The sequence below is a fragment of the Hafnia alvei genome (assembly GCF_964063325.1).
Taxonomy (GTDB): Bacteria; Pseudomonadota; Gammaproteobacteria; order Enterobacterales; family Enterobacteriaceae; genus Hafnia; species Hafnia alvei_B.
Genome location: NZ_OZ061316.1, coordinates 35,065 through 57,877, shown reverse-complemented (window position 1 = coordinate 57,877; position 22,813 = coordinate 35,065). Strand labels below are relative to the sequence as shown.

The following is a 22,813-nucleotide window of genomic DNA, read 5'->3' as shown; positions in this document are numbered from 1 at the left end:
ACCTTTACTCAGGTTCCCAAATTTACTGTGCCACTACAAGAGCACTTAGCACAAGAATTCACGTTTCAAGCAGAATAACTAGATATTTTAAAAATTCCGCCGTACGTCTTGTAAGAGTCCCCATCTGAAGTATACCTGAAACTAAATTCCGTACTGTCATGTAGTGGCACTCACGGACAATAACCACTCAGCGCTATAAACGGCGGTGAGCAGTTACTCCGGTCAATCATCACTGTAATGATGTTATTAAGCTTTATTTTAAAAAGTATTTATCTTGGGACACGTAATCCACCATCAATACCTCGGGTAAAAACAACTTGCCATAGCTGAATATTTCGAGCCCTAAATGCTCCTGCACATGACTTAAGATAATATGTGAACATGCGTCTAAATCTATCACTATATTCATCCTTTATATCAGGCCATATAAATTCAAAATTTTCATACCATGCCATCAGCGTTTTATCATAGTCAGAGCCGAAATTGTGCAGATCTTCCATAACAAAAAATGGCTCACTTGCTTCAGCTATTTGCTTTACTGAAGGTAAACATCCATTAGGGAAAATATACTTATTAATCCAAGGATCTACATTAATTTTAGTTTCATTCGAACCAATTGTATGTAATAAAAAAATTCCATTTGGTTTTAGGTTTTTATTTACCATGGTGAAATATTCATCATAGTTTTTTGGCCCTACATGTTCAAACATGCCAACAGAAACTATTCTGTCAAACTCCATATCTAGCTCTCTATAATCTATAAGCTCAATAGAAACGTCTAGACATTTACAGCGCTCAATTGCCAAGTCTCTTTGCTCTTTTGAAATAGTAATACCAAAGACTTTTACTCCATAGTTTTGTGAGGCATAGGCAGCAAGCCCCCCCCAGCCACAACCGATGTCGAGTAATGTCATTCCTTTCTTTAGCTTTAATTTTTCACAAATCAACTTTAACTTATCCGACTGCGCATCTTTGAGATTATTGGCATTATTCCAATAACCACACGAGTATTGCATATAAGGATCTAGCATTTTGTTAAATAAATCATTACCCAAATCATAGTGTTCTTTCCCTACTATCCAGGCCCTTTTGCGAGATTGCATGTTAAAAATTTTTGCAGCAAAGATTCTAAATAAATCTTTCATATTGATTTTTATTGACTCATCAGCTTTACTTTTTATTATTCTACACATGAATTCATCGAGTTTATCACTATCCCACCAACCATCCATATAGCTCTCACCTAATCCTAGTGAGCCTTCCTGAATTACTCTTTTGAAAAAATCATCATTATATACTTGGATGTCATAGTCCCTATCTCCATTAATCTTTATCCCAGCTTGAGACAACAGATCTCTGCATGTCTTATACCACATAGATGTTTCATTAATTTTTGTTTTATCGATAGTTTTATTGTTCATCTCAGCCTGCATCAGTAAATTAACCACTCAAATACCAGAAGTTTTAGAGTGGTTTTAATTTTTAAATTAAAAAAACAATTGTCATCGCATACACTAATTGCGCGCCAATAATATTGATGTAAATATTAAAGTTATTGATCGGAATCAAAAAAACCGTACTACCTATAAAACAGATATCAATATTTCCGGCATTTCGAATTACCGGTAAAATAAAAGAACGGAATCCCGAATATATATTTATAATTATGTTCAAGTGTTAGCACATCATAAATATGAGCATTACAAGTTTGTATTCATAGGAGCAATTAATATAATGCCAGCACCATATAGATTAAGAGTTGAATTTTACATGAATAAAACGCGATGAATAAACCATGAATATGATTCATTCCTTAAAAGTTAATAATTATTAGCACTCATAATCTTAGTGCATGGTACAAGCATAACCATATAGGATTTTTTAATGTGTATACTGAATGGTGAGTTATTTGTTAAAAACCACGACTCTCTTTATTTATATATGAACACGATAAAATACTATCCTAGATTAAGTGCCGATGAAGAGAGAGCGTTAGTCGAAGAGGCCTATTCACATGGCGATTCATACGCAATTAAAAGGCTTGTGTTATCACATCTACGCTTTGTCGTATATATTGCAAAGGATTATAAAGGGTATCATCTTCCGCTGATAGACTTGATTCAAGAGGGAAATTTAGGACTAATGAAAGCGATTGATCGCTTTGATCCAAAACTAGGTATTCGTCTAGCCTCATTCGCTATTCATTGGATAAAAGCAGCTATTCATGAATATGTTCTTCGGAACTGGCGAATTATTAAAGTTGTAACTAAAAGATCTCACCGGAAATTATTTTTCAACTTACGGAAATCACAACAGCATCTAGGTTGGATGACTAAAGATGAAGTAGACATAATTTCAAAAAAACTAGAAGTACCTGAACAAGATGTTATTGATATGGAATTGCGATTATCAGCAGCAGATATGGCATTTGAAACAGGTAGCCATGATGACAACGTATTAATTTTGTCTCCATACTTACACGATAGGAACTCAGATTTTGCTAGTGATATCGAAGCTAATGATTGGAAAAAATACTTATTACATAAACTAGGATCAGCAATGAATGATTTAGACAAACGAAGTCAGCATATCATTCATTCTCGCTGGCTAAATGACAAGAAACTTACGCTGCATGAGCTAGCAAAAGAATATGGTGTCTCAGCTGAAAGAATAAGGCAATTAGAAAATAAGGCGTTAAGAAAGCTTCGTGTATCAATAGAGAATGACTAATAAATTATTTGGTGGGATTTTATGTTGAATGCTTATGATAGAAATAGAAATTTGTTGCATGTCGGAGATAATGTCATCTTAAATGGAACATGCAAACTGCTTACGATAAAGAAAATTGATGATGATAATATTCCGACTTCAAAAATAAGAGCTACAAAGTGTATTTCATGCTGTAACGATGATGCTCTGTACTCTCCTCAAGATTTAATACTACTAAGATAGTTAGAAGTGCTATTTCTTAATTGAAGATAAATTAATAATTTATGGCATGAAATCATATGAGTTTCTTTCTATAAAAATTATGTTTCCCAAGGTATGATATGAAACATTTAGTTCTAACTGATGATATTTTATTATTTCAGGCGTTCACTCATATTTGTGATAATCCAACATGGATAAAGTCAAATGAAATAGGGTTTTATTTAAGATGCATGTCTTTTGATGAAATGATCGTTTTTGTAGATGACAGAATCGCAAACGTGAATGTATTAGCTATAAGCACCTATTTTAGATCAAAGGATAAGTTAATTAGAATTTCTTTCTCTGAAAGAGCTATTACGAATGTACCATTTATGCATACTATTATTTCACGCCAACCGCTATCTAATTTTTTCAGTTCTGTTAAAAATATAGATGTGTTCACAAATGATAAATTAGAGACACCATCTGACTATCTGACATACCGTGAAGCTCAAGTTATTTCCTTAATAATGGAAGGTAAAAGTATATATTCGATATCATCTATCTTGCAGATAAATCCAAAAACTACGTATAGATTTAGAAGTAATATCATAACTAAGTTTGGTTGTAAGAACTACATTGATTTTTGCAAAAAAGTAACACTCGGAGTCTAAGTTCATCCATATATATATTTGTAGATTGAGGCTATTGAACATGAGCTATTCGATTCAGTGAAAGGATGTCAGTTGTCCAGCGCATGCATCCGTACTGACAAAATAGTATGTAAATATTGCATTGATGCTATATATTAACGATGAAACTGATAGCAAGGAGTAAAACCCATTTCGTAATTGATTGATAGTTGGTGTTATTTTTCTCTTGAGAATTACCACGATACCCAAGATAATGCTATATATCATTGAAATAACTGCTCTAATAATTATGTATACATATAAATCACATAAGCTGAGCATGTCTTTATCGAAAAGATAGTGGTGAACTCACATATCATGCGTTTAAGATTACTCAGCAATTTGCATGCTTAGTGGCTTCGTCATTGTCAATTAAATCTCTACTTTTTATTATGCAAAGAAGGATACTGACTAAAAAAACATGAGTTATTATATGCTCAATTATACAAAAAAAATGACCGAGCTATTTTCCACCGAGGTAATAGAGAGTACCGTTTTTTCATTATTTCCAGCTATGAAATATCATGAACTTTTAGGTTAAATAATGTTATTGCACTAATTATATGGGATAGGATTTCTGTCTGCAATTTTTCGTAAGCCACCCATTCTGTCAATTCGGTGAAAGCATATAGTTCAACTGGAAGTCCATATATCGTCGGCTGTAACTGACGAACCATTAGGGTCATATTCTGATGGATAGACTTATGTTGGGTCAAATATTCATTTGTATATTTCTGAAATAGTTCAATATTGGTATTATAGATATTTAAATCAATATCATTTAGCAGTGTTAACTCTGCTTTATTGATGATGGAATTTTTTTCTTCAGGACTCAAAAATTTTATGGTTTTAATGTCTATATTTATGTATCGCTGTATCCGCCTAGCCCTGTTTTCGTCCATATAACGCCAATTTTTGAAAGCTTCCGAGACCAATGTGTAAGTTGGAATTGTTGTAATTGTATTGTCGAAATTAAGAACTTTGACCGTAGTCAATCCAATATCTTGGACAACCCCATTTGCCCCAAGTCTATCAAGTTCAATCCAATCCCCCGTAATTAGCATATTGTTGGCGGAGAGTTGTATACCCGCAACTAAACCAAGGAGGGGATCCTTAAATACTAATAACAATACTGCAGCGACAGCACTTAATCCACTAAGAAGAATAAATGGTGACTTATTCAATAGAATTGAAACCAAGAAAATAATATAAAGAAGCGCACCAACTAACTTCAGAGTCTGCTCAATACCACGATAAGGTAATACTCTAATTTTTTTGTTGTTATTTAATAAATCGAAGCTAAGATCTATAAAAGAGTAAAACGTAAGTAGTGCAAATGTCAGCATCCATATATGAGAACCCGCTATAATGATACCAAGAATTTTCCCCCCAGATACTTGAACCAGTGATAGCTGAGCCGATAAAATCCCACCCTGAAAAGTTAGCACCGCGTAATGAAATAGATGATGATGAGTAACAAATTTAAGGTGCGATGATTGATGTTGCTCCGCTTTTCTATTTAAGTATGGGAAGACTATATAATGCGCAAAGTAATGCAATACAATAAAAATGATCACTACGCGGATGACTGGTATATCACCATCTAGAAACGTAGTGTTTATATATTGAAAAAACTCATTGCTTTCAATTGATTGTATCATTATCAAGTTCTATAAATGATCGTTTTTACGTACTAACTATTTTATAGTTAGCTCCTCTAGTGGTCGTGAGACGTTAATTTGTCAAAAACATTATAGACCACATTATTACATATTATATGTTCTATTTTCAATATTATCTCATCCACTCATTGTTATATAACTATCAGTTATGACAGCATTCACACCTTCTTTCCATAAGTGAATATTTAATAGTTAATCTTGCTGAAAATTACTTTTTTAGCATTAAAAAATCACTCCCATTAACAATCTTAAATAATGCTATATTTTCAATGTAGTGTACTTATCCCTTATAAGAATAATATTGCAATTCAATTAGCTATTATTTTCGTTTTATCTTGCAGCTCTTCATAAACTCCGCATCTCGGCTTTTAATGACCTCCGCCGTTTTGTCATCAACATCGACGGGAACCCCCATATCATTCCAAGCCGATACGCTTAAAATGCGGTATGAGGATAATATGCCCTTAACGGGGATCCTAAATTCCAACGAGCCATTGGCTTTTATTGGGCCAAGATTCGCTATTTTCGCACCGCTTGGCACACAGTTTTTATCAATTGTGATATAAGTCACCGCGCTATATGGCAACGTTTCTGAGCTGTTATTTTCCATAGTTCCGCCAATTTCATAATGCCCATTGGCACCGAGTCCCATATGAAAGGCTAGATTAACATCGGATTGGGCAAAGCACGAGAAATGAGCTGCCATAAACAGGAACGAAATAATTTTATTTTTCACACTAACACTCATTTCTGAATCATTTAACACCTACTTATTTAAGTGGTGTAATAAAAAATTTCGATTAGGCCATTTTTTCATAGCCCTCCCAAGCAATTTTGTACATCAGCATAGGGAGGGCCACTCTTTAGGCATTACTTTGATTTAAAACAGACTAGAATGAAGTTATCTTATTTCAACACAATAATATATTGAACCCCATTAACATACGCATCACCATGTGCCTTGTATCCTTGTAGTCTGTAGTTATCTGGTATCTGGTAAACATTTTCGATATTTTCAATAACGTTCTCTGCACGACCGCAAGTTTTGGTTGAGCCATTTTTATAAGTAAATACAATCTTTCCAACAATATATTTATTATCCCACTTACCTGTAGTTGTCGTAATTTTTGTTACATTATCTGTACTATCGATAATTTCTCGTGCTCCACCTGTTCCTCCAATAGAGCCCATGCCATCGACTATTTCACCACATTGCATTTCAATACTGTAGTCTGGAGGAGTCACCACAACAGTAGCATTGTTTGTACCACTAGTCCCATATAGGGATGAATATTCTAGTGGAGCCACAGTTAGATCTGACGAGACATTGAAAGGCTCGGAATTATATGTGCCAACAGCTGTAATTACTGTACTTCCCTCAGTTTTAGCGCTAACTAGCCCTGATGAATCAATTGTCGCAACATTATTTTTACTAGAGGACCATGTAATAGCACTGTTAGGTACATTCACTTGTTCCCCATATGCAGTAGCAGTTAACGAATACTGATATTGCAGTGTTTCACCAATAGTTCTGCTACTAGGATTTACAGTAAATTTATATGGTTCTACCACCGTACCATCTTTACCACCATTGGTGTTATTACCATCGCCAGCTTGAGCCGTATTAATAGTTTTAGCATTACCAGCTATGCCTGCACCATTTTTAGCCCGCACCGACATTTCTAACACCTGACCCGCATCGCTGCTGTCGATGGTGTAGCTTGGCACTACGCCGCTTTGGCTGATTGCTTTGCCTTCACCGCTTTCCACTACGCTTGCCGTTGAGCCTTTGGCGCCCCACTGATACTCGGAAGTATCCGTTGGGTTACCGGTCTTGGCATCAAAGGTGTAGCTGCCGCTCAGCGCTTCGCCGACCGCCAACTTACCGCTAATCGCCACGTCACTGATGCTTGGCGCTGCGGTTTCATCAACGATCGCACCACCTTCACCACCGCCCTCGGTGTTATTGCCGCCGCCTGTTTGTGCGGTGTTCACCGTGGCGCTGTTGCCATACACATCGGCAGCGTTTTTAGCTCGCACTGAGACTTCCAGCACCTGACCCGCATCGCTACTTTGTAAGGTGTAGCTCGGTACCACGCCGCTTTGGCTAATCGCTTTGCCCTCACCGTTTTCGACTGCGTTAGCGGTCGTGCCTTCCACGCCCCATTGGTACTCAGACGTGTCTGCAGGATTGCCGGTCTTAGCATCAAAGGTGTAGCTGCCGCTCAGTGCTTCGCCGACCGCCAGCTTACCGCTGATAGCCACGTTGCTGATGGTTGGCGCTACAGTTTCATCAACGATCGCACCTTCTTCGCCACCGCCCTCGGTGTTGTTGCCGCCACCTGTTTGTGCGGTGTCTACCGTAGCGCTGTTACCGTACACATCAGCCCCGTTTTTAGCCCGTACGGACATCTCCAACACCTGACCCACATCGCTGCTGTCAATGGTGTAACTTGGCACCACGCCGCTTTGGCTGATTGCTTTGCCTTCACCGCTTTCCACTACGCTTGCGGTTGAGCCTTTCGCGCCCCACTGATACTCGGAAGTATCCGTTGGGTTACCGGTCTTGGCATCAAAGGTGTAGCTGCCGCTCAGTGCTTCGCCGACCGCCAGCTTACCGCTGATAGCCACGTTGCTGATGGTTGGCGCTACAGTTTCATCAACGATCGCACCTTCTTCGCCACCGCCCTCGGTGTTGTTGCCGCCACCCGTTTGCGCGGTGTCTACCGTGGCGCTGTTGCCATACACATCGGCACCGTTTTTAGCCCGCACAGATACTTCCAGCACCTGACCTACATCGCTGCTGTCGATGGTGTAGCTTGGCACTACGCCGCTTTGGCTGATTACTTTGCCTTCACCGCTTTCCACTACGCTCGCCGTTGAGCCTTTGGCGCCCCACTGATACTCGGAAGTATCCGCTGGGTTGCCGGTCTTGGCATCAAAGGTGTAGCTGCCGCTCAGTGCTTCGCCGACCGCCAATTTACCGCTGATAGCCACGTTGCTGATGGTTGGCGCTACAGTTTCATCAACGATCGCACCTTCTTCGCCACCGCCCTCGGTGTTGTTGCCGCCACCCGTTTGCGCGGTGTCTACCGTGGCGCTGTTGCCATACACATCGGCACCGTTTTTAGCCCGCACAGAAACTTCCAATACCTGACCCGCATCGCTGCTTTGTAAGGTGTAGCTTGGCACTACGCCGCTTTGGCTGATTGCTTTGCCTTCACCGCTTTCCACTACGCTTGCGGTTGAGCCTTTCGCGCCCCACTGATACTCGGAAGTATCCGTTGGGTTACCGGTCTTGGCATCAAAGGTGTAGCTGCCGCTCAGTGCTTCGCCAACCGCCAGCTTGCCGCTGATAGCCACGTTGCTGATGCTTGGTGCAGCCTGCTCATCGGTGATACTGCCGTTGCCATCGCCGCCTTCGGTGTTGTTGCCACCGCCTGTTTGTGCGGTGGTCACCGTCGCGCTGTTGCCATACACATCGGCAGCGTTTTTAGCCCGCACAGAAACTTCCAATACCTGACCCGCATCGCTGCTTTGTAAGGTGTAGCTTGGCACTACGCCGCTTTGGCTGATTGCTTTGCCTTCACCGCTTTCCACTACGCTTGCGGTTGAGCCTTTCGCGCCCCACTGATACTCGGAAGTATCCGTTGGGTTACCGGTCTTGGCATCAAAGGTGTAGCTGCCGCTCAGTGCTTCGCCAACCGCCAGCTTGCCGCTGATAGCCACGCTGCTGATGCTTGGCGCTGCCGTTTCATCAACAATCACGCCGCCTTCACCACCGCCCTCGGTGTTGTTGCCGCCGCCAGTTTGCGCGGTGGTCACCGTGGCGCTGTTGCCATACACATCGGCAGCGTTTTTAGCCCGCACAGAAACTTCCAACACCTGACCCGCATCGCTGCTTTGCAGGGTATAGCTTGGTACCACGCCGCTTTGAGTGATCGCTTTTCCACCGCCGTTATCCACTACGCTTGCGGTCGTGCCTTCCACGCCCCACTGGTATTCCGACGTATCGGTTGTGTTGCCGGTGTGCGGCACAAAGGTGTAACGACCGCTCAGCGCTTCACCTAGCGAAAGCTTACCGCTTATCGTCACATCGCTGATGCTTGGTGCTGCGGTTTCATCCACGATCGCACCGCCTTCTCCGCCACCTTCGGTGTTGTTGCCGCTATCGCCCGGAGCCGTAGTGACCGTCAGCGTATTCCCTAAGGTTTCCACCCCGTTACGCGCCTGAACCGACAGCTCTTTTACCTGCCCAACATCGCTGGCGACCAGCGTATAGCCCGGCACGCTACCTGAAGTAACGATGGTCTCAGCGCCATTCAGCCCTGTGGTTTGCCCTTTATTGCCCCATTGGTAAAGAGAGGCATCTTGTGCATTGCCGCTGTTACTATCGAACTGATAATGACCCGATAGCTGCTCGCCTAACGCCAGCTTGCCGCTCATGATTAAACCGCTGATCACCGGTGCTCTGCCGACATACAGCGTCGCTGACGCAAGTTTGGCATTATGGATTTCAGGCGTAATTTTATATTCACCCATATTTTCGCCCGCCGTGACGGTGGCGTTATAGGTGCCCATGCGGGTCATGTCTTCACTAAAAGCACTCACCGTGACATCTGGCTGGCCGCGACCCACGGGACTTAGTGTGGTTTTGATGTCATCGGCGACACCGCTGATGAGATGATTGTTCGCATCACGCAATACCAGCGTCAATTTAGCCGTAGAGGTACCGTCGTTCGGTAACTGAAGCTCCATCGGGGTTAGCATGCTGTTAACCGTACTCACCGCAGCCGAGGCAACAACCACTAAGCTTTCCGCTTTTGGCGATGCATTGCCGGATTTATCATAGGCAACGCCGCTCACCACATAGCTGTTGTTGGCATCGTTGCCGTATTGATATTCAGGAATGATCACGTTGAACTGCTGTTCAGAAACCTGAACAATCTGCCCGCCCTGACTCAGCAGTTCTGGCGCGGTCCACTCAATGCGCTCAACGCCGTTGGTGCTGTTGACCGACACGCCCAGCGATTTACTTTCACCGCTGTAGCCGCTGATTTGCGAGGCCAACCGGAGGCTGATGGTGTCTTTTTTGCGGTATTCCAACACGATGTTGTTGTTACGTTCGACAAAGTCGTAACGATTCGCGGCCAAGCTGCGGCTCGCCGCCAACAGGCTGCTATCCAACTGCTGACCTAACGGCGCACCAAACACATAGTTCAGATCGATACCGAAACGGGTGTCGTTTTGATTGCTTTTACCCATGCGGTGATCGACGTTGAACTTCATCAGCGGGAAAGGCGAATAGTTAACGCCGGCCGTCACCGCTACCGGATCTTTTTGCTGATTATCTTTACCAAACAGTCCGACGCGGTCGCCGTAATACTGTTCATACACCAGCTTGCCGCCGATGCCCGGATAGGCAGGTAAATAGCCTTCGGTACGAATGTCCCACCCGTTGGCTGGGCGTTCTTCGTAGTTATCGAAGTCCGGTGAATTTTTCCAGTTAGTCAGACGCATGTAGGCGTTGGCGGCCACTTTGAGGAAATCGCGCTGATATTCGGCACCGAGGCCTAAACGCGAGTGGCTGCGTGACCAGTCGTGGTCAAAGAAGGTGTTGGCGCCCAGCAAATAGGTGCCTTCAAAATAGCGGTAGCCCAACCCCAGATTGGACTGGTTGCGGCTGTCGGTATGATGCACCGAACCCTGCGTAAACACCTGATGGGCGTTGTTTTCCCACAGCGGATACAGCACATCCAGCTCAGAGTTTTTTAGTGAGAAATCACGGTCGGCATCCAATTTTACCCGCGCTTTTCCCTTGCCGTTCAGCCAACTGGCCACTTCTTGATTCGCTTTGCTGTTCGCTGCACCCAACGCTTGGCTGCGCGCCAAATCTTTCGCGCTGTCGCTGTTGGGATTGTTTTGTAAAAAGTGACCGGCCTGCTGGGCACGCTGAGCCAGTGCTGCGCTGTCATCACTGCCAGCATCAGTGGCGATGCTTTTGGATTGAACGGGAACGTCGATCTCATCCCCAGCGCGCACTGATTCAAAGCCGTGGGCAAAGGTTCGATATTGATTCAGCGTTTTAAGCTGTGCCACGGTGAGGTGAAATTTTTCTGCTATCTGAGCAATCGAATCCCCAGGTTGTAACACATAGGGAATAGTTTTCGCTGGGGCGCTGGTCGTGAGGAATTTTTTGTCTTCTGTTTCGGCTCGAGCAACCATTACCGGAGTAAATGACAGGGCCAAGGGAAATACGACCTGCATACCGATATTCAGGTGTGCAATGGCGCGGATATATCTTCTACCCATTTTGATTTCAGAGGTAAAAGGAGGGGGGGCTTTTTTCATATAAAACTCTATAGCTAATAATGTAGAATAATGAATATTAAGTAAGAAAAATGCATTTTAAAATTAAAACCATCTGCCCCATTCTTTGACATTGAAGTTACGATTTACATATACACTCACCAGAGTATGAATATAGATAAAAATATATATCCCTATAGCAAGTTTCTGTAATGAAAAACAATCTGATATTTATATCACTATATCATGGGAGGATATAGCTCAGTATTGTCATTGTTGTTTTCTCGAACCTATATATGCAATAGACATAAGGGACACATGTCTAGCTTATTATAATGATTAAAAACAAAAAACAAATATACAGACCATTAATTTGATAAAAACAGGATAAGATGCTATTTTTTTTTGTTTTTAGATAAGTAACAGGATTTTGTAAAAAAAAGAAAGTTATATTCTATTTGTTTGTCTGAGTTTTAAAATCAATTACAGTCGTTTTTCATTTGTTTATTTTTTATCTGATCTGAAAAGTAGAAAATCATAAAAATAAATAAAAAACACACATTAACAAAACAATATATAACGAATATTTTAACGTTAAGATCCATTTGTAAAATAATGTAAACTATTCCATCTCAGCCTTTCATATCATACATCTAACATTTAATCATGAACATTTGTTAAACTTAATTCAATAATTTTTAAGATACAATTTAATTAAGCATAGGTGGTATAAATGAGAGTACTCCTAATTCATAGCTTAAATTCATTACTCAGATATTAGAATACATACGTTGTACTCTGTCGCATTAGACTAATATTCAAATAATGTCCTTTTTAGGGTGATGTTGCTTAACATTGCCTCTCGCCAGAAACACCTTCAAACCAACGCATTAATCAGTCGAGGTCATTGTTCTGAGAAGATATGGCTTCTAGGCGCCACATTCATGTTGGCCAATCAAGGCTTCATAACTAGGTTTTCTGGGTTATCAGATATGGCATTTTGCCAGCACTTGTCCGCGATGTTGCGTGACTTACACTTTCAGCCGGCCCTGCGGGCCAACAATCATTGTCCATAATCCATTATCTGACCGAGCTGAAAGGCTCAAAAATACGCATGCTCGACGATGTTCCAGAGCAAATCACTTCTGGCCCCTAGAACGCCTAATCTATGGCAGAGATGGCCGGATTCTACGCGCGGGTTTATTCGTTGTGCCTGCTGGAACGTTTTCAGGATTCTTTGTTCCGTCGAGATCTCTGACTGGAGAATAGTGAACGGTGGGGTGAAATACCGTAGGAGGTACATCTGGCGAGGTTATCCCCGCTTAAACATAGTTATATAAATATGTTAGACCACTATACGTTTTCGTTATCGGATGACATTCTGAATGGAGAGTCAACATCAATTAATTTCATTACAAACAATAAGTTATCTCCATAACTTGCTTTTTTACATCACTGTCCCTCGATCCCATATACCAAGAAAAATACATTTTTGGTTTCACTTACTCCTTAAATAACACACATGCTAAGAAATTGTTTATTCATACATCAAAAATGATAAGAAATAGTTTTTCCATGAGATATTTTGTTAACTTTACACAGCTATTATTTCACTTGCGCATATTAATCATAATTTGAATGCAATTCTACTATATAGGTTAATTAGTAGCCACTATAAACTACTTGCTAAAAGAAAATCGTGAATATACCTTTTAGAAAATAAGCTATTTAATTAATTTATATGGTAGGAGTTATAATGCGATACACTCATCTTTCAGGCCAATCATTGCTAAGCTGTACTTCATTTAATAAGGGAAGCGCGTTTAGTAATAGTGAGCGCGATGAATTCAACCTTCACGGACTTGTACCTGCTGTAGTTGAATCGATAGATGAACAAAGTGAACGTATCCGATTTCAGTTGAATCGGTTTACTACTGATGAGGCTAGGCATATTTTTCTGAGGAATCTACAAGATACTAATGAAGTTCTATTTTATCACTATATAACATCAAACATAGATGACTCACTCCCATTAATTTACACTCCAACTGTCGGCTATGCCTGCCAACATTTTTCAGAAATATGGCGTAAGAATCGAGGGCTATTTATTTCTTGGGAAGATAGAAATAAAATTGAAAGTATTCTTCGTAATGTTATTGGCGATGAAATAAAAATTATCGTGATCACAGATGGTGAACGTATTCTTGGCTTAGGTGATCAGGGCATCGGTGGCATGGGCATCCCTATCGGAAAATTATCTTTATATACAGCTTGCGGTGGTATACCTCCGCACCAATGCTTGCCTATCATGCTAGATGTCGGAACAAACAACCAAGAACTATTAAATAACCCTCTATATATGGGAGCTCGTCATCCGCGTATTTTAGATTCTGAATATTATGAGTTTATCGATACGGTTATCTCCTCTATTGAGCGTCGTTGGCCAGGGGTACTGCTACAGTTTGAAGATTTTGCTCTAAAGCATGCAACTCCTTTGCTTCAAATGTATAAGGATAAACTATGTTGTTTTAATGACGATATTCAAGGAACTGCAACTGTAGCGTTAGGGTCGATTCTTGCTGCATGCCTTCATAATAACATACGACTATCTGAACAGAGAATTATGTTCGTCGGAGCGGGCTCTGCTGGCTGCGGTATTGCTGAACTAATCATTGCAGCACTTAGGAATGATGGGTTAGATGAGGATGTAGCCAGAAGTCATATATTTCTAGTCGACAAAGATGGCTTGATATTAAAAGATACCCCAGTGCTAACGGACTTTCAATATAGATTAGCCCACACAAGGGAAAGCCTCTCATTCTCACCTGATGGGAAGGATCTAGCAGAACTGGTAACCCATATCCAGCCATCAATTTTGATTGGTGTTTCAGGTGTACCTGGGTTATTTACCGAGGAGGTTGTTAAGTCCATGTATTCCAGTTTCACAATGCCGATTATACTCCCACTATCTAACCCTACATCTCGTGTGGAGGCTGTACCAAAAGATATTATTGAGTGGACCGATGGAAATGTAATTATTGCTACAGGTAGTCCATTTCAACCAGTAATCTATAATGGAAAAAAATATATTATATCCCAATGTAATAACTCATATATTTTTCCTGGACTTGGCCTTGGTGTTTTGATCTCTAAAGCAAAACGAGTGACGGAAAATATGTTCCTTGCTGCTAGTAAGGTTCTTGCTGAATCATCTCCAATGATTGAAAATCCTGAGGGTACTCTATTACCAGAATTGACAAATATTCATGATATATCTAAAAAAATAGCCATTGCTGTTGCATTAGCTGGCGTAGAGGATGGTGTCGCAAAACAAATGACTGTTTTTGAACTTAAGGATGAATTAGAAAATACCTTTTGGAAGCCTGAGTATCAAAATTACAAACGTATTTCTTTCTAATTAAATATTTATTATTAAGTTTTCCAAAAAAATTACGTTGGGGGAGCCCAACGTATAATACATATGAGAAGAGATGCCTTATGACATGTCAACAGCAGAATAATGTGCGATGGCTACCTTTAATTATCATAATCATGATTGCTGCAATATTTTGGTATCTAAGACAACCTAATGGATTGAGCGTACCCGCTTGGCATTCAACAATTATTTTTATAGCCACTATCGCGTGTATTGTCGTTAAAGTTTTGCCTATTGGCGCAGTTGGATTTATCGGAATAACTGTCTTTGCTTTGGTGCATTCGTCAGGAGATACAAGCTCTGCTGATAACGTTAAAATAGCGTTAAGTGATCTTAATAGTTCGTTAATTTGGTTAATTGTTGTTGCTTTTATGATTGCTAGAGGATTCATAAAAACGGGATTAGGTCGGCGTATTGCACTGTTAATGATTCGTTTACTGGGAAAGCGCACGTTAGGTTTGGCGTACGGTTTAGCTTTTGCAGACTTAATTTTATCTCCTGCTATGCCTAGTAATACGGCACGATGCGGTGGTGTCATTTATCCGATTGCAGATTCACTAGCACGCAGTTTCGATTCGAGACCTGACGATGCTTCTCGAAGTAAGATTGGAACATTTTTAGTTACCTGTATCGGTAATGTCAATGATGTCACTGCTGCCATGTTCATGACCGGTTATACTGGGAATCTGCTCGCGGTAAAATTGGCAGCCAACGCTGGTGTTACCTTGAGTTGGGGCGGATGGTTAATGGCATCTATAATTCCATGTCTAATTTCTTTGATTCTTATCCCTCCCTTGGTTTATTGGTTAACAAAACCAGAAATTCGTAAAACGCCTGATGCTCCGAGCATTGCACGTGCTGAATTATCGAAAATGGGTTCGATTTCACTCAGTGAATATATGATGATTGGAACCGTTCTATTGTTGTTAGTGCTATGGATCTTTGGTAGCAGATGGGGTATCGATCCAACGATTGCTGCATTTGTTGGCCTATCAGCTCTGCTTTTATCTGGTGTGCTCAATTGGGATGATGTGAAAAATGAAAAGGATGCTTGGGATACATTAATATGGTTTGCAGCATTACTTATGATGGCAAACCAGTTAAAAAGATTAGGCTTTACAACTTGGTTTGGCAATCTTATAGGTAACAGCATTGGTCATACTATGCATGGAACTAACTGGATAATCATTCTAATATTATTAAATGCTGCATATTTTTACACACACTATTTCTTTGCCAGCGGTAATGCTCAGATAGCTGCTCTATATGGGGTATTCCTCAGTGTTAGTATTAATTTAGGTATTCCAACTGTACCAACTGCGCTTATGCTAGCCTTTTCCAGCAGCCTCTACTGTTCACTGACTCAATACACACATGCTCGTGGCCCTATTCTATTTGGTGCCGGATATGTTCCGACCGGTGTGTGGTGGCGAACAGGATTTATTATTAGTCTCATTAATCAAGCAGTATTCCTAATATTTGGCTTAATGTGGTGGAAGGTTTTAGGCTTGTACTAATATTGCAACTATAATAATGAGACGGGTAACTGCTTCCTATTAGAAGGTCGCATGCGCCAGCCATTCTAATAGAGTAGGTTACCTAGTTACCACTTTGGTGTTTATTTATATACCTACGATCGAGTCAATACGATGTATATGCGCATCTATTTATCGTTGTAATAGGGAATGATTTTCCCTCATCATCGGTACGTTCCGCACGGTAGTTAAATCCATTTTGACCTTGTTCGGCTTCGTCCAATATATGGATAATCCTGTTACGTGTGAAATCGCCAAAGGTTGGTTATGCATCTAATTAGTTGAATTGAGATATAATGCCCGCTTTGAGGTTTTCTCATGGCCAGCGTTACTGTTCATTGTCCCCATTGTCAGTCTGCTCAGGTTTACCGTCATGGGTAGAATCCTACTAAAGGCCGTGACCGGTTTCGCTGTCGTGAGTGCCCCGTGTGTTTCTGCTCATCTATACTTATGAAGCCCGCAAGCTCGGCGTCATAGGACAAATTACCTAAATGGTATTCAACGGTGTCGGTGTCCGGGATACTGCAAGGACGCTCAAAATCGGCATTAATACCGTCATTCATACTTTAAAAAGCTCGTGCTGAAGCGAATAGCATCCTCTCCGGTCGCTCATGCAGATGTGGCGCTTATCTGCAAACTCGATGAGCAATGGAGCTTTGTCGGCAGTAAAGCCCGGCAGCACTGGCTTTGGTACGCATACAACACCAGAACAAGTGGCATTCTGGCTTATACATTCGGACCACGGACAGATGATACCTGTCGTGAACTGCTGACCCTGCTCACTCCGTTTAATATCGGCATGATAACAAGCGATGACTGGGGAGGTTATGCCAGAGAAGTGCCGAAAGAGAAGCATCTGGCTGGCAAAATATTCACTCAGCGTATTGAGCGTAACAATCTGACGCTAAGAACCCGCATCAAGCGTTTGGCCCGAAAAACAATCTGCTTCTCACGCTCAATTGAACTACATGAAAAGGTCACCGGGACCTTCATTGAAAAACACATGTTCTACTAATTGGAATCATTACCCATAGTCGATGGGACAGCAGTCCCACCTAAATCCCTGCAGGCCTGTGCCAGGTCCTTGTCTTTAGATAATAAGGGCGTATACGCTATTTTTTTTAGCTGATCTCATTCATATTTTAGATTTTAACAATACCAATAATTAATTTTAAAATATCATTCTATTCTTAAGTCAATGATACCACCCATTAAAAAATTCGACATTTCGGATTGGCACTCAATCACTAGCGCGGAATCCCGAAAACTTTATTACTAAATGTTTTTAACTGTTAGATTGCAATAATAAGAAAATTAATAGTTTGTGAGTGGGTTGGTTTTTTATATAATAATTCCATATATTCTATTAATAGAAATTGGAGATTAAGTGAGCGGATGTGTTAAAATAACCAAAAGAGAGAAATTTCTTTATAAACATTTCAGATTTGTACATGCCATTCGTATTTCAATTTCATTTGTCTTAACATTTGTAATATTGCATTTTGCTAATCTACCAGATCATACATGGCCATTAATTACACTTGTTGTTGTCATGGGGCCTATCTCATTCCTAGGTAGTGCGGTGCCAAGAGCGCTAGAACGTATAGGTGGAACACTTGCTGGTGCAATACTAGGAATTATAGCACTAAAAATCGAGATGTTTTCATTTGCATATATGTTAATTTGGTGTGCAATATGTATGTTCATTTGTGGCTATCTAACATTAGGTAAAAAACCATATTTAGCATTACTAATTGGAATTACATTATCCGTTGTATCTAGTGCTCCTGCTGGTGATGTTATGACGGCTTTTTGGCGCAGCGCTAATATAATACTTGGCGCTTTTCTTGCTATAATTTTCACTGGATTGTATCCACAGAGAGCATACGTTCACTGGCGTTTAAAACTTGGATGTATTATTAATCGACTTTCTAAACTTTATCAAACAGTCAACTCCCGAAATCTAATTGAACAGCCTTGTTTAGATAAAGAAATCCAAAAAATTGTTTTGGATATTGTGAGTTTAAGATCTTTGATTGTAGCTGCATGTAAGGAGTGCCATAGAAGTAAAGAGGAGTTTGAACTAATACAAAAAACATGCACCAATATCATATGTATTCTTGAGTCACAGGCCCATGCACACTGGGAATCAAGGAAAAGTCATTTCTTAATAATTAACTCATCAGAGTTACATGAGTCTATTTATATGACAGTAAATGCACTACAGGATATAGAGGATACATTAGAACTTGGCCAGCTATCATCTATTGATATGACTAATATAAAACTAAGTGATAGTGTAAGCAATCTCCATCAGTCTTTGCTATATGATAACACTGATGTTAATAATTATGAAGCTTCAGTATATGGCTATATATGGCTAAGTTTGGAGCTAGCTAAGCAGTTTGAAGTCTTAAAGTTATCAGTAAATAATATACTTTTTAAAAAGTAGATAAGTATTTATCTTATATTTAGTCACAATAAACCCCACTAAAATCCTTGTAATTAACCATCTGATGGATTGCTTTATATAATTATGATATAAATAAGTAAAATACAACTAAGTGGTGATGATAACCTTAAATAACAATGACTCTTGTGATGCAGAGTCATTGTAAATAACCTTATTTTTTAAATCCTTATATTAGGTAGACTCACAATAATCTGATAGTAACACTCAAGTAAAATAACGCGTGTATTAGTATGATGATAGATAATTCCATATGTCATCTAATCTAATTTCACCTGGTGCATATAGACTCCAAGAGTAATGATTTATTATTAATAAGATAAAACGACTCACCATTGTATTATATATTACCTTAAAAAATAAAATATCCATAAGTTCTAGATATATATAGTATTTCTACGAATACAATACGATTTAGCTATATCAACGCTCAGTGTATTTTTAACCAATACGCTCAACTTAATTATCAGAAATGTGTTTGATTATAAACCAATAGTATTTAATCATGATTCAAATTACCATACGGCATTCGTGATGTCGTAGCTCAATAAATAATTTCGTTCATGTTTTAAGTTAATACAATGCATGTAAAAGAAATAATATTTAAAAACCATTACAAAATAATGACTTTAAATTACATTAAATAATGCGCTTAACTCATTACATAAATTATAAATAAAGACACCCACTTTTAATAGCCCCCTCTCCTAGAAGCTTAGATATTTAATTGCTATAAGTAAAACCCTATGCAATCCTCTTCCCTCAGAGATAAAAATAACATTACCGCATCTTTACTGTATCCTGTTTTTATAAAAATAGTATTTATGTTTATAATACCTAGAAGCATTTAATTAAATAAATGTCCTGTCGAGGTGTGAGTCGTGAAATATGGAATATGTAACTTTTAAGGCAAGATCGAGTCTTTCATAGAGTTACTAATGTTAAAATAACCAAATATATTATTAATGTTATGTGTTTGTTATTGGATTTTTATTTTTAAGTTTTTACTTCAATATTTCATAAATAAAACAATATTCATTAAGGAAACCTGGTATTGATTTATGTATAGTTTCCTTGCACTACAGAGAATGTGAAAACTCATTGTTATATACGTGTATATAACATTTGCGACTTGATATTACTACGTCCATATCAAGTCGCTTTTTTTATGAACTCTAGGTTTATAGTTACTCTTTTAGTATTCAGATATTATTGTTATTTCTGCACGATGGTAACAAGGGCCAATAGTTATCGGAAAAAAACTGGGACTCACGATTTAAATAACGCTAGTAGGGGTCTGAAGCCCAACCGTACGGAAACGTACGCTAAGTATGTGTTTTAACCAAACTGGTGCTTTCTAACCGGCTCAGTTGCACATCAGGTCTGTCGGGCAGCGTCCGCTCCTCGCTCAGAGCTGCCTGTCATGTCTGCTTAAGAAATCGCCTTAGAGTAGGATATTTAATGAGATGGCCACTCCCTCCTTCCCGCTACTATGCTGAGGACAGGCTTTCATTCGGAGAACTATCATGGAAAACATTGCGCTCATTGGTATTGATCTGGGTAAAAACTCTTTCCATATTCATTGCTAGGATCGTCGCGGCAAGGCTGTTTACCGTAAAAAATTTACCCGGCCAAGGTTAATCGAATTTTTGGCGACATGCCCTGCTACAACCATCGCAATGGAAGCCTGCTAAGGCTCTCACTTTATGGCTCGCAAGTTGGAAGAATTGGGGCATTTTCCAAAGCTGATATCACCACAATTTGTCCGTCCATTCGTTAAAAGTAACAAAAACGACTTTTTCGACGCCGAAGCTATTTGTGAAGCTGCATCGCGTCCATCTATGCGTTTTGTGCAACCTAGAACGGAATCTCAGCAGGCAATGCGGGCTCTGCACCCTATCCGTTAATCCCTGGTTCAGGATAAGGTAATCAAATGCATGCTTTTCTGCTGGAATTTGGCATTAGCGTTCCCCCGAGGAGCTGCCGTTATTAGCCAACTGAGGACAATAGTTTGCCTTTTTACCTCAGCCAGTTATTGCTGAAATTATAACAGCATTATCACTATCTTATTGAGCAGATTAAAGATTTTGAATCCCAGTTGAAACGAAAGTTGGACGAAGATGAGATTGGACAGCGCTTGCTGAGCATTCCCGGCGTCGGAACACTGACAGCGAATACTATTTCAACTGAGATTGGCGACGGGAGGTCGGACGACATTGCTGGGAATTAGTAAGCGAGGTAACAAAAAGATCCGAACTTTGTTGGTTCAATGTGCCAGGGTATTCATACAAAAACTGGAACACCAGTCTGGAAAATTGGCCGATTGGGTCAGGGATTTACTGTGCCGGAAAAGGAACTTTGTCGTCACTTGTGCTCTAGCAAACAAGCTAGCCAGAATAGCCTAGGCCTTAACTGCACGACAGCAAACTTATGTAGCATAACGGCAGAAATACACCGGTTTAAAGAATCACTGATCTGGTTTTGCGAATATTAATATTGATGATACTAACGGCCTATCGGCCTGTTGAGGAACCTGTAAAACGGAAAGGCTCATTGAAGCCGTATATTTTCTGAGGTTCATCAGGCGCGGAAATAAAATCCCATTCAGACGCCGGATAGATTCAAGCAAGCCAACTTATTGTCAAAATCGGTGTTGCAAAAACGGGAGTGGCCATAGATTCGTTTTCCAAGCGGCCCCCTTAAAGAATGAGCCAGTTCACTCATTTCAGGAACAAATTTTTATTCCGGTATCAGGCTGCCAGTTTTCTAAAATTATTATGATTTCTTAGCTTCCGCTCAGGCCTTTCCGTGATCAACTGGTACAGGACCGCGAAATGCCCGGCGCCATTCGCTTGGGCTGACGCTGAATTTCGCCTTAAAACTCTGGCGGAAAGAGATTGGCGACTGAAACCCGGCAATATCAGACACGTTTTCAATACTGCTGTCCGTAGTTTCCAGCAGCTCCTGGCTTCTCTGAAGACGCTCAGCGTTTAGCCAGCCACCCAGCGTTGTCCCGGTTGCCTTAAAAAAATGACGGGTAAGTGTCCGCCTGCTCATGCTGGCAAATCCCGCCAGCGAGTCGAGGTCGTGCGGCTTGTCCAGATTGCGACGCAGGTAGTCCATCAGCTCGTTCATTTTTCCGTCCCGCGTAGATACAGGGACCGGGCGTTCAATAAACTGTGCCTGGCCGCCTTCCCGATAAGGAGGAACCACCATTCTTCTTGCTACACGGTTAGCAACCGCTGAACCGTAATGATCCCGGATAATATTAAGACAGCAGTCAATACCGGCGGCGGTGCCGGCAGAGGTAATAAGGCGTTCATCGCTGGTATACAGCGAGTTGCTGTCCAGACAAACGGCTGGAAATCGTTCAACGAAGTCCTGTTCGAACTCCCAGTGTGTTACCGCCCGGCGCTGATCCAGTAACCCAGAATAGGCCAGCACGTATGCACCGAGACAAAGCCCAACCACTTCTGCGCCACGCTGCCATGCGCTTATCAGCTTGTCAAGTAGCGCCTGAGAAGGTCGCTCTTCCGGATGATTCCAGTAGGGCACGATAACAATGTCTGCGACGTCAAGTAGCTCGAGGCCATGTTTCACATTGATTGACAGGCCAATATCTGACAGGACGACGCCCGGTTTTTCAGCACAAATTTCCACGCGGAATAAATCCGACTGCGGCATAGACTGTCCGAAAATAATACAGGGGACTGAAAAGTGAAAAGGGCTGAATCCGGCCGTGGCAATCACGGCGACCGTCAATACAGACATAACGTTAA

11 protein-coding genes and 3 pseudogenes are annotated in these 22,813 nt (G+C 40.7%); 9 read left to right on the top strand and 5 right to left on the bottom strand.

Annotated elements, in window-relative coordinates; all coding sequences use genetic code 11:
* Positions 1-269: 269 nt before the first annotated feature.
* Entirely contained in the window at positions 270-1,421 is a 1,152-nt protein-coding gene (cfa, locus tag AB3Y96_RS22800) for a cyclopropane fatty acyl phospholipid synthase (protein ID WP_072309844.1), read from the bottom strand.
* Positions 1,422-1,884: 463 nt separating this feature from the next.
* On the opposite strand from cfa, the gene rpoH reads away from it, so the two are divergent.
* The 3 genes from rpoH to AB3Y96_RS22785 all read left to right on the top strand — a co-directional run bounded on the left by rpoH (position 1,885) and on the right by AB3Y96_RS22785 (position 3,584).
* On the top strand, positions 1,885-2,730 hold the full coding sequence (gene rpoH / locus AB3Y96_RS22795) for an RNA polymerase sigma factor RpoH (RefSeq protein ID WP_072309841.1): 846 nt from the start codon (positions 1,885-1,887) through the stop codon (positions 2,728-2,730).
* Between the two features lie 21 nt (positions 2,731-2,751).
* Complete coding sequence (locus tag AB3Y96_RS22790; RefSeq protein ID WP_071892874.1) at positions 2,752-2,952, top strand: putative selenium delivery protein YdfZ; 201 nt, start codon at positions 2,752-2,754, stop codon at positions 2,950-2,952.
* Between the two features lie 98 nt (positions 2,953-3,050).
* The gene (locus AB3Y96_RS22785; protein WP_040046853.1) at positions 3,051-3,584 is read left to right on the top strand and encodes a helix-turn-helix transcriptional regulator; all 534 of its coding nucleotides are present in this window, start codon (positions 3,051-3,053) and stop codon (positions 3,582-3,584) included.
* 530 nt (positions 3,585-4,114) lie between these two features.
* Here the strand turns inward: AB3Y96_RS22785 and AB3Y96_RS22780 are convergent.
* The 3 genes from AB3Y96_RS22780 to AB3Y96_RS22770 form a co-directional block, all read right to left on the bottom strand.
* Positions 4,115-5,263: a mechanosensitive ion channel family protein gene (locus tag AB3Y96_RS22780; protein ID WP_046450520.1), complete on the bottom strand. Its 1,149-nt coding sequence runs from the start codon at positions 5,261-5,263 to the stop codon at positions 4,115-4,117.
* 340 nt (positions 5,264-5,603) lie between these two features.
* Positions 5,604-6,020 (bottom strand): FxLYD domain-containing protein, encoded by a 417-nt coding sequence (locus AB3Y96_RS22775; RefSeq protein WP_130986416.1) that lies wholly within the window; start codon positions 6,018-6,020, stop codon positions 5,604-5,606.
* Between the two features lie 170 nt (positions 6,021-6,190).
* Positions 6,191-11,635, bottom strand: a complete 5,445-nt coding sequence (locus AB3Y96_RS22770; protein ID WP_367300382.1) for an inverse autotransporter beta domain-containing protein — start codon at positions 11,633-11,635, stop codon at positions 6,191-6,193.
* A 958-nt stretch (positions 11,636-12,593) separates the two neighbouring features.
* On the opposite strand from AB3Y96_RS22770, the pseudogene AB3Y96_RS22765 reads away from it, so the two are divergent.
* From AB3Y96_RS22765 to AB3Y96_RS22740, 6 genes and pseudogenes are all read left to right on the top strand, one after another.
* A pseudogene (locus tag AB3Y96_RS22765) lies at positions 12,594-12,848 on the top strand (hypothetical protein); the annotation flags it as partial.
* Between the two features lie 501 nt (positions 12,849-13,349).
* The gene (locus tag AB3Y96_RS22760; protein ID WP_139130910.1) at positions 13,350-15,011 is read left to right on the top strand and encodes an NAD-dependent malic enzyme; all 1,662 of its coding nucleotides are present in this window, start codon (positions 13,350-13,352) and stop codon (positions 15,009-15,011) included.
* Between the two features lie 80 nt (positions 15,012-15,091).
* Entirely contained in the window at positions 15,092-16,546 is a 1,455-nt protein-coding gene (locus AB3Y96_RS22755) for a DASS family sodium-coupled anion symporter (protein WP_282815319.1), read from the top strand.
* 336 nt (positions 16,547-16,882) lie between these two features.
* Positions 16,883-17,579, top strand: a pseudogene (locus AB3Y96_RS22750) (IS1 family transposase).
* Between the two features lie 372 nt (positions 17,580-17,951).
* On the top strand, positions 17,952-19,016 hold the full coding sequence (locus tag AB3Y96_RS22745; protein WP_046448653.1) for an FUSC family protein: 1,065 nt from the start codon (positions 17,952-17,954) through the stop codon (positions 19,014-19,016).
* Between the two features lie 1,544 nt (positions 19,017-20,560).
* Positions 20,561-21,439 (top strand): annotated as a pseudogene (locus AB3Y96_RS22740) (IS110 family transposase).
* A 391-nt stretch (positions 21,440-21,830) separates the two neighbouring features.
* Here the strand turns inward: AB3Y96_RS22740 and AB3Y96_RS22735 are convergent.
* On the bottom strand, positions 21,831-22,805 hold the full coding sequence (locus AB3Y96_RS22735; RefSeq protein WP_040047076.1) for a GlxA family transcriptional regulator: 975 nt from the start codon (positions 22,803-22,805) through the stop codon (positions 21,831-21,833).
* Positions 22,806-22,813: the final 8 nt, after the last annotated feature.

Excerpts from the sequence above, each read along its gene's own strand:
- cfa (WP_072309844.1), bottom strand. The coding sequence starts at position 1,421 with ATGAACAATAAAACTATCGATAAAACAAAAATTAATGAAACATCTATG.
- rpoH (WP_072309841.1), top strand. The coding sequence starts at position 1,885 with ATGTGTATACTGAATGGTGAGTTATTTGTTAAAAACCACGACTCTCTT.
- AB3Y96_RS22790 (WP_071892874.1), top strand. The coding sequence starts at position 2,752 with ATGTTGAATGCTTATGATAGAAATAGAAATTTGTTGCATGTCGGAGAT.
- AB3Y96_RS22785 (WP_040046853.1), top strand. The coding sequence starts at position 3,051 with ATGAAACATTTAGTTCTAACTGATGATATTTTATTATTTCAGGCGTTC.
- AB3Y96_RS22780 (WP_046450520.1), bottom strand. The coding sequence starts at position 5,263 with ATGATACAATCAATTGAAAGCAATGAGTTTTTTCAATATATAAACACT.
- AB3Y96_RS22770 (WP_367300382.1), bottom strand. The coding sequence starts at position 11,635 with ATGAAAAAAGCCCCCCCTCCTTTTACCTCTGAAATCAAAATGGGTAGA.
- AB3Y96_RS22760 (WP_139130910.1), top strand. The coding sequence starts at position 13,350 with ATGCGATACACTCATCTTTCAGGCCAATCATTGCTAAGCTGTACTTCA.
- AB3Y96_RS22755 (WP_282815319.1), top strand. The coding sequence starts at position 15,092 with ATGACATGTCAACAGCAGAATAATGTGCGATGGCTACCTTTAATTATC.
- AB3Y96_RS22735 (WP_040047076.1), bottom strand. The coding sequence starts at position 22,805 with ATGTCTGTATTGACGGTCGCCGTGATTGCCACGGCCGGATTCAGCCCT.